Origin of the sequence: Nocardia sp. NPDC005366 (assembly GCF_040606855.1) — a bacterium.
GTDB lineage: Bacteria > Actinomycetota > Actinomycetes > Mycobacteriales > Mycobacteriaceae > Nocardia.
On sequence record NZ_JBEXFQ010000035.1, the window covers coordinates 76004 to 84502 of the forward strand.

Sequence of the window (8499 nt, forward strand, 5' to 3'; positions counted from 1 at the left end):
ATGCCCGCACGACGGAACCGCCGGGCCGGAGTAGAAGACCTCTGGACCAAAGAAGAACGCGACCAGGACGGCACCGTCCGGCGCGTTCCGACCAAACTCCACAGCAAAGGAATGCGCTGGCGCGCACGCTACATCGACGGCACCGGTAGCGAGCACACCAAGCGTTTCGCGAAGAAGGCAGACGCACAGCATTGGCTCGACGGCCAGACAGCCGCTGTCGTTACTGGGGTGCACGCCGCACCATCGGCCGGACGTGTCGTCGTCGAGGTTGTGGCCGCAGCCTGGCTGGACGGAAACCCGGCGTGGGAGAAGTCGACCCACGCCCGGTACACCTCGATCGTCCGTAAGCACATCAAGCCGACATGGGGCCAGACACGGCTATCGGACCTGACGCACGAGTTGATTCAAGATTGGGTTGCCGACCAAGTCGCTCTCGGAATGGCCGGTGGCACGGTCAGAAAGAACCTCGGTGTGCTGTCGCAGATCTGCGACTACGCGGTCGTCTCGCGTCGTATCGCGGTCAACCCGTGTGCGACGGTGAAGCGGCCGAAACAGCGCCTCGCGTCACGCCGCTACCTCTCCGGTGTAGAAGTCGAGCAGCTGGCACAGTGCGCGGGTGACAACTGGCTGACCGTTATGGTTCTCGCGTACTGCGGGTTGCGATTCGCCGAACTGGCGGGCTTGCAGGTGTCCGGCGTGCACGCCATGCGGCGGCGGTTTCAGATCGAGCGCACTATCACCGAGGTCGACGGTGTCCTCGTGACGAAGGCACCGAAGGACCATCAGCGGCGCAGCGTGCCCTTCCCGGCGTTCCTCGCCAAGCCGCTGGCGGACCATGTCGCCGGTCGCGATCTCGATCAAGAAGTGTTCACGTCGTCCCGCGGTGCGGTTCTGCGCGTACGGAACATGCGGCGGAATTGGTGGGACCAGGCAGCCGTCGACGCCGGTCTCGACGGGCTCACCCCGCACGAGATGCGGCACACCGCGGCGTCGTTGGCCGTGTCGCAGCACGCGTCGGTCCTGGCGGTGCAGCGGATGCTCGGTCACGACAAGCCGAGCACGACGCTCGATGTCTACTCGGATCTGTTCGATGACGACCTCGATGAAGTCGCCGCGCGGCTGGATTCAGCACGGACGAGTTTTGCTACTGCGTACTCTCTGCGTACCGAGAGCGAATCGGACCCGGAAGGCCAGTCAGAAAACGGTCTCTGACCTGCAATAATATTGTGCCCTCGGCAGGATTCGAACCTGCGACACCCGCTTTAGGAGAGCGGTGCTCTATCCCCTGAGCTACGAAGGCTGGTCTGGTGGGACGACCGCAGTCTACCGGGTGCAGCCGCAAGGGACCGCATCGTGTGGGGTGAGTGGCGTGACGGGAGGGGACGATGGTGTCCCCGGTGGCCGTGACCAGCGGTGTCAGAACCCTCCGCCGTCGAACCCTCCGCCGTCGAACCCGCCGCCACCCCAATCGCCACCGGAATCTCCGCCCCAGTCTCCACCGGAGTCGTAACCACCCTGATCGGAACCGCCCGCGTCCAGCCCGTCCTGGTACCCCTCGCCGTACCCGCTCTCGAAACCCTGTGCCCCGTAACCCACACCGGACATCCCGGAGAACAGAGAGGTGAACAGCAGGGCGGACCCGATGCCCCACGCCCCGCCTACGAGCGCGGACCGCCACCAGGGTTCGGAATACCACCCCGAGGGAACGGGACGTCCGGCCACCCGGCCACCGGGGTAGTAGTTGGGTGTGGCATGAGATGGCTTGGGGGAAGCGGTGATTCGACGTCCGCCGAAATCGATCGCCCGTTCTTCGCTGACGCTTCCCGCCGCGGCCCGACCTTCGAGTTCCGGTATCGCGGGACCGGGGTCCATACCCATCGCGGTCCTGGCGGCGCGAATGTAATAGAGGCCCTCGATCGCGGTGTGCCTGGCCAGGCGGGCTTGGGTGGGGCTGCGGGCCTGGTCGAGTTGCGATCCGGCGGCGAGGTGGCGCTCGGAGGCGTCGACCAGTGCCTGCCGGGACGCCTCGTCGCGGCCGGTCAGGTTGTAGATCTGGCCGCCGAGCCGTTCGTTGACCTGGCGCGCGTCGGCCAGGGCATCCGCGAGTTCGGTCGCGGCGCGCTGTGTGGACTGGCCGGAGACCGCCACGAAAAGGGCGACGACGACCACGGCCGCGAGGAGTACGAGCAGCCAGGTCATCGCCGCGCCTTCCGTCGACGGATTCGAATACCATCGAGTTTACTGGCGACTTGCTGAGACCCGGCTGAGTCGTCCTGAGGCACCGAACGGGTCAGCCGGGCTGCGCTATACGGGGATCAGCGCAGGGCGCGTTCCCCCTTGCCCTCGACGTAGTCCGCCGGATCGAAAGTCTTGGTCTTCCATCGGTAGAGCACGGTCGCGCCGGGCCAATTGTTGGTGATGCGGCCCGCGGCATTGCGATACCAGCTGGAGCAGAAGTTCCACGGGGTGTCCTTCAGTCGCTCCTGCAACCAGTCGTCCCACTTCTGCTCGACGTCCGCGCGGGCGGCGAGGAAGTGGCCGGGGCGGTGGGACAGGTATTGCACCACCTGGCGGATGTAGCGGGCCTGGGATTCGAGCATGTAGACGATGGAACCGGAGCCGACATTGGTATTCGGTCCGTACATCATGAACATATTCGGGAAGTTCGGCACCGAGAGGCCGAGGTAGGCGCGGGCGCCTTCATCACCCCAGACGTCGGCGAGTTTGCGTCCTCCGATGCCGTAGATATTCATCGGCGCCAGGAATTCGGTGCCCTTGAAACCGGTGCCGTAGATGATCACGTCGACCGGGTGTTCCACGCCGTCGACGGTGCGGATACCGGTCGGGGTCACGGCCTCGATGCCGGTGGTCTCGACGGTGACGTTCGGCTGGGCGAGGGCGGGGAAGTATTCGTTGGAGAACAGTCCGCGTTTGCAGCCGGGGGCGTAGTCGGGGGTGAGTTTCGCCCGGAGTTCGGGGTCGGGGACCTGTTTGGCGCGGTGCCGATCGGCGATGGCGACGACGGGGGCCTTCATCGCGGGAATATCGGTCAGTGCCAGCGCCAGCACTTCGAAGAAGGACCAGATCGCGAAGCGTTCGGCCAGTCGGGCGGGCGGCACGTATTTGAACAGCTTCTTGTGGGCCGCGCTGTATTCGGTGTCGAATTTCGGCAGCACCCAGGCCGCCGACCGCTGGAACAGTGTGAGGTGGTCGACCTTCGGCTGGATACGCGGAACATATTGGACCGCACTGGCTCCGGTGCCGATGCAGGCCACCCGCTTACCGGTGAGGTCGACGTCGTGGTTCCATTCGGCGGAATGAAAGGCCACGCCTCGGAAGGTGTCGATACCGGGCAGATTCGGCATGGCGGGCCGTGAGAGCTGGCCTACCGCGGGAATGAAGATGTCGGCGGTGAGGGTGGCGCCGTCGCCGGTGGTGATACTCCATCGACCGGTCTGCTCGTCGAATTCGGCGTCGGTCACCTCGGTGCCGAAGCGGATGAAACTCGTCAGGTCGTGCTTTTCGGCGACATCACGCATATACGCGTGGATATCGGCCTGCTCGGAGAACCGCCGGGGCCAATCGGATTTCGGCTCGTACGAATACGAGTACAGCGGTGACGGCACGTCGCAGGCGGCGCCGGGATAGGTGTTGTCGCGCCACACGCCACCGAGATCGGCGGCCTTCTCCAGAATGGTGAAGTTGTGTAGGCCGGCTCGCCGCAGCTCGAGTGCTATGCCGAGTCCGCCGAATCCGGCGCCGATGATGATGATGGACGGCTCTGTCATGGTTCCAGCCTAAATCCGCCGACCTGCGTCACCGAGAGAACGGCGGACATCAAATCAATATTTTCGGCCATTCCTCGCCGGGCGCGAGCGGGCTGCCGTGGATCAGGACGCGGCCACGGCAGTTGCTCGGCTCAGTGCGCGGCGAGTCCCCTGGCGATGACAAGGCGCTGGATCTGGTTGGTGCCCTCGAAGATCTGCATGACCTTGGCCTCGCGCATATAGCGCTCGACGGGGAAGTCCTGGGTGTAGCCGTAGCCGCCGAAAACCTGCACGGCGTCGGTGGTGACCTTCATCGCGGCGTCGGTGGCGATCAGTTTGGCGACGCTGGCCTGACGGGAGTAGGGCAGTCCGGCGTCGCGCCTGCGGGCGGCGTCGAGGTAGGTCGCGCGGGCGGAATCCACGGCGGCGGCCATATCGGCGAGTAGGAAACCGAGGCCTTGGTGGTCGATGATGTTGCGGCCGAACGCCTCCCGCTCCTTGGCGTAGGCGACCGCGTCATCGAGGGCGCGCTGGGCCAGGCCCGTCGCGACCGCCGCGATGCCGAGCCTGCCCGAATCCAGGGCGCTGAAGGCGATCGTCAGGCCCTGGCCTTCGGCGCCGATCAGGCGTTCGGCGGGGAGGAAGACGTCGTCGTAGGCGGCGGTGGTGGTGGGGATGCCGCGCAGGCCCATCTTCTCCTCGGGTTTGCCGAAGCTCAGGCCCTCGGTGTCCTTCGGGACCAGGAAACAGGAGATGCCCTTCGAGCCCTCGCCGGTGCGCGCGAACAGTGTGTAGAAATCGGCGCGCCCGCCATTGGTGATCCACGCCTTGGAACCGGTGATCCGGTATCCGCCGTCGACTTTCGTGGCCCGGCAGCGCAGCGCGGCGGCGTCGGATCCGGCATGCGGCTCGGAAAGGCTGTAGGCGCCGATGGTTTCGCCCGAGAGCATGTCGCCGAGCCAGCGGCCCTGCTGGTCTTCGGTGCCGAAGGCGAACAGTGGGTGGCAGGACAGGCTGTGCACGCTCACCGCCACCGCGACCGCGGCCCACCTGCTCGCCAACTCCTCGAGCACTTGGAGGTAGACCTCGTAGGGTTGGCCGCCCCCGCCGAACTCCTCCGGATACGGCAGGCTCAGCAGTCCGGCCGCGCCGAGCGCGGGAAAGACACCCTCCGGGAAGGCGCCGGTCTTCTCACTGTCGACAACTCGCGGTTCGAGCACCTTGTCGGCGATATCGCGGGTCAACTCGATGAGATCCCTGGACTCCTCTGTCGGCAGCATCCGATCAACTGGCATTCCCCTGTTCTACCGGTTGTCCAGCGCGGACGGTAGGGCGGCCCCAGTTAGTGAGGATTAACTCACTGTTTTCTGCGAGCCGCCCGAGGCTGGGGGTCGCGGCGTCCGTGGTCTATTATCTGCGTATGAATGCAGATAATGGAGTAATCCGGACTCCGCTGGAGGAAGACCAGGTGGGGCTGGTCGTCGAGGTGTTCCGGATGCTCGCCGACCCGACTCGGGTGCGGATTCTGTGGGCGCTGGTCGATCGCGAACTCTCGGTCAACGATCTCGCCGGGGAAGTAGGCAAGCCCGCGCCGTCCGTCTCGCAGCATCTGGCGAAATTGCGGATGGCACGCCTCGTCCGTCCCCGCCGCGCGGGCACGACCATCTACTACAGCCTGGAGAACGTGCACATCCTGCGGCTCGTGGTGGACGCGGTGCACAATGCCGAACACGCCGGGCCTGGCGTGCCCGCGCACCATCGCGGGGCCGACCTGCGCGCGGTGCCGGTCGGGGATCGCGAGGTGGCGGAATGAGTCATCGGAAGAATTCCCTCGGGCGCGACGATTCGCACGTGGGTGGGCACGCGCACGATCATCACGGCCACGGCCACGATCATCACGGCCACGGCCACGATCATCATGGCCACGATCATCCGGGCGGCCTACGCGGCATCCTGCGCGAGATCTTCGCCCCGCATTCCCACGATCCCGCCGACAAAGTGGACGATGCGCTAGAGGCGGGCACGATCGGGATCAGGGCGGTGAAGATCAGTCTCGCGGTGCTCGGATTCACCGCGCTCCTCCAGGCCGTCGTTGTGGTGATCTCGGGTTCGGTGGCGCTGGCCGCGGATACGATCCACAACTTCTCCGACGCGCTCACCGCCGTGCCGCTGTGGATCGCGTTCGCGCTCGGGCGACGCGCCGCGACCCGTCGCTATACCTATGGTTTCGGCAGGGCCGAGGATCTGGCCGGTCTGTTCGTGGTCGGCATGATCGCGCTGTCGGCGCTGATCGCGGGTTACGAGGCGGTGCGCAGACTGATCGACCCGGTGCCGATCCAGCATCTGGGCGTGGTGGCCGTGGCCGGACTGATCGGGTTCATGGGGAACGAGACGGTCGCGCTGTATCGGATCGGGGTCGGACGACGGATCGGGTCGGCGGCGCTGGTCGCCGACGGACTGCACGCCAGAACCGACGGGTTCACCTCGCTCGCGGTCCTTCTCGGCGCGGGCGGGGTCGCGCTCGGATTCCCGCTCGCCGATCCGCTCGTCGGCCTGCTCATCACCGTCGCCATCCTGGCGGTGCTGAGAGTCGCCGCGCGCGATGTGTTCCGGCGTCTGATGGACGGGGTCGAACCCGACCTGGTCACCGCGGCCGAAGCCGCGCTGATCGGCGAATCCGGTGTCCTCGGCGTCCGCAGCCTGCGGATGCGCTGGATCGGTCACCGCCTGCACGCCGACGTGGAATTGGATATCGACTCGGCCATCACCCTCGCCGACGCGCATGCCCTCGCGCACGACGCCGAGCACACGCTCACCCATGTCGTGCCGAGGTTGGATACCGCCGTTGTCCACGCCTACCCGGCCCACACCGGTGAACCGAAACTTCGTGATTGGGATAATTCGGGTTCGGCCGCTGGGTGATTGCTACCTCTGGGTAGCATCATCCTCGATGTGACGTGGCTCATGTCGGCCACCGAGGATGAAGGAGTTCCCATGCTGAGCACCATGCAGGACGAGCCGTTATCGCTGGCGACGCTCCTGAAATACGCTTCGACATTCCAGGGCGAGAGCACGGTGTCCACCTGGACGGGGACCGGCGTGCGCACCATGACCTACCGCGAACTCGGCGCGGAGGCGGCCCGTCTGGCGAACGCGTTGCGTGAGCTCGGCATCGGCGTCGGCGATCGGGTCGGCACCTTCATGTGGAACAACAACGAGCATATGGTCGCCTATATCGCCGCCCCCGCCATGGGGGCGGTGCTGCACGCGCTCAATATCCGGCTGTTCCCCGAGCAGTTGGTCTTCGTGGCCAATCACGCCGAGGATCAGGTGGTCATCGTCGACGGCACGCTGGTGCCCATGTTCGCGCAGTACCTGCCGGATCTGAAGACGGTGCGCCACGTCATCGTCGCCAACGGCGATGCCGCCGCACTGCAGGCGCCCGAAGGCGTGCAGGTGCACTCCTATTCCGAACTCCTTGCCGCACAGCCGGATACCTACGACTACCCGGTGATCGACGAACGGTCCGCGGCGGCCATGTGTTACACCTCCGGCACCACGGGCCACCCCAAGGGCGTGGTGTATTCGCACCGGTCCAACTGGCTGCACGCCATGCAGGTGATCTCGCCCAACAGCATGGGCTTCACCGAGGCGGACAATGTGCTCGCCATCGTCCCGCTGTTCCACGCGAATGCCTGGGGCCTGCCCTACGCGGCCCTGATGTCGGGCGCGAATGTGCTGATGCCCGACCGTTTCCTGCAGCCGGGTCCGCTGCTGGAGATGATGGCATCGGAGAAGCCGACCTTCGCCGCGGCGGTGCCGACCATCTGGGGCGGCGTGCTCGCGGGACTGGAGGCCGCGCCGCAGGACATCAGCCATCTGCGCACCGTGGTGGTCGGCGGTTCCGCGGTGCCGCCGTCGATGATGCGGGCCTTCCAGGAGCGCCACGGCGTTCGCATTCTGCACGCCTGGGGGATGACCGAGACCTCGCCGCTCGGCAGTGTGGCGCACCCGCCGTCGGGTGCGACCGGCGATGAGGCATGGGCCTACCGCTACACCCAGGGCCGATTCCCCGCCACCGTGCAGGCGCGCCTGGTCGGCGACGACGGTCAGGTGGTCCCCAACGATGGAGAGTCACTGGGCGAGTTGGAGGTTCGCGGCCCGTGGATCACCGGCTCCTACTATTCGCCGGATGGCGCGACGATCGATCCGGACAAGTTCGACGACGGCTGGCTGCGCACCGGTGACGTCGGCAAGATCACCCCGAACGGCTATCTGACGCTGGTCGACCGATCCAAGGACGTCATCAAATCCGGTGGCGAATGGATTTCCTCGGTGGATCTGGAGAACGTCGTGATGGGTCATCCCGCGGTCGCCGAGGCCGCGGTCATCGGTGTGCCCGACGAGAAGTGGGACGAGCGCCCGCTGGTCGCGATCGTCCTGAAGGACGGCGCGGAGCCGGGGGAGGAACAGGCCGCCGAACTGCGCGAGTTCCTGTCCGACAAATTCGCCAAATGGCAACTGCCGGAACGCTGGACGTTCATCGCGGAGGTACCCAAGACCAGTGTCGGCAAATTCGACAAGAAGCGGTTGCGGGCCCAGTACGCCGACGGCGATCTCACGGTCACGACGCTGAGCTGACAACCGAATCCGCGAGGCGGAGGGTGGCCGTTCGGCGCGACGCGCAAAAAGAACGCCCAAACGACCAAAAGCGATAGAGTGTAAGACAGGG

General features: G+C 66.1%; 7 protein-coding genes and 1 tRNA gene. 4 read left to right on the forward strand and 4 right to left on the reverse strand.

What is annotated here, in order from left to right:
* Nucleotides 1-1212, forward strand: a complete 1212-nt coding sequence (locus tag ABZS43_RS30495; RefSeq protein WP_355039434.1) for a tyrosine-type recombinase/integrase — start codon at nucleotides 1-3, stop codon at nucleotides 1210-1212.
* Between the two features lie 15 nt (nucleotides 1213-1227).
* Here the strand turns inward: ABZS43_RS30495 and ABZS43_RS30500 are convergent.
* The 4 genes from ABZS43_RS30500 to ABZS43_RS30515 all read right to left on the reverse strand — a co-directional run bounded on the left by ABZS43_RS30500 (nucleotide 1228) and on the right by ABZS43_RS30515 (nucleotide 5062).
* Nucleotides 1228-1300: transfer RNA gene (locus ABZS43_RS30500), tRNA-Arg, on the reverse strand.
* A 116-nt stretch (nucleotides 1301-1416) separates the two neighbouring features.
* Nucleotides 1417-2199 carry a DUF1542 domain-containing protein gene (locus tag ABZS43_RS30505; protein ID WP_355039435.1) on the reverse strand — a complete coding sequence of 261 codons (783 nt, stop codon included), beginning with the start codon at nucleotides 2197-2199 and terminating at the stop codon, nucleotides 1417-1419.
* A gap of 116 nt (nucleotides 2200-2315) precedes the next feature.
* On the reverse strand, nucleotides 2316-3788 hold the full coding sequence (locus ABZS43_RS30510) for an NAD(P)/FAD-dependent oxidoreductase (RefSeq protein ID WP_355039436.1): 1473 nt from the start codon (nucleotides 3786-3788) through the stop codon (nucleotides 2316-2318).
* 131 nt (nucleotides 3789-3919) lie between these two features.
* Entirely contained in the window at nucleotides 3920-5062 is a 1143-nt protein-coding gene (locus tag ABZS43_RS30515; RefSeq protein ID WP_355039437.1) for an acyl-CoA dehydrogenase family protein, read from the reverse strand.
* A gap of 125 nt (nucleotides 5063-5187) precedes the next feature.
* Here ABZS43_RS30515 and ABZS43_RS30520 point away from each other — a divergent pair, with 125 nt between their 5' ends.
* The 3 genes from ABZS43_RS30520 (at nucleotide 5188) to ABZS43_RS30530 (ending at nucleotide 8408) form a co-directional block, all read left to right on the forward strand.
* Nucleotides 5188-5580: a metalloregulator ArsR/SmtB family transcription factor gene (locus tag ABZS43_RS30520; RefSeq protein WP_355039438.1), complete on the forward strand. Its 393-nt coding sequence runs from the start codon at nucleotides 5188-5190 to the stop codon at nucleotides 5578-5580.
* Entirely contained in the window at nucleotides 5577-6689 is a 1113-nt protein-coding gene (locus ABZS43_RS30525; RefSeq protein ID WP_355039439.1) for a cation diffusion facilitator family transporter, read from the forward strand. Before ABZS43_RS30520 ends, ABZS43_RS30525 begins: the two co-directional genes overlap by 4 nt.
* Before the next feature lie 72 nt (nucleotides 6690-6761).
* Entirely contained in the window at nucleotides 6762-8408 is a 1647-nt protein-coding gene (locus tag ABZS43_RS30530; RefSeq protein WP_355039440.1) for a long-chain fatty acid--CoA ligase, read from the forward strand.
* Nucleotides 8409-8499: the final 91 nt, after the last annotated feature.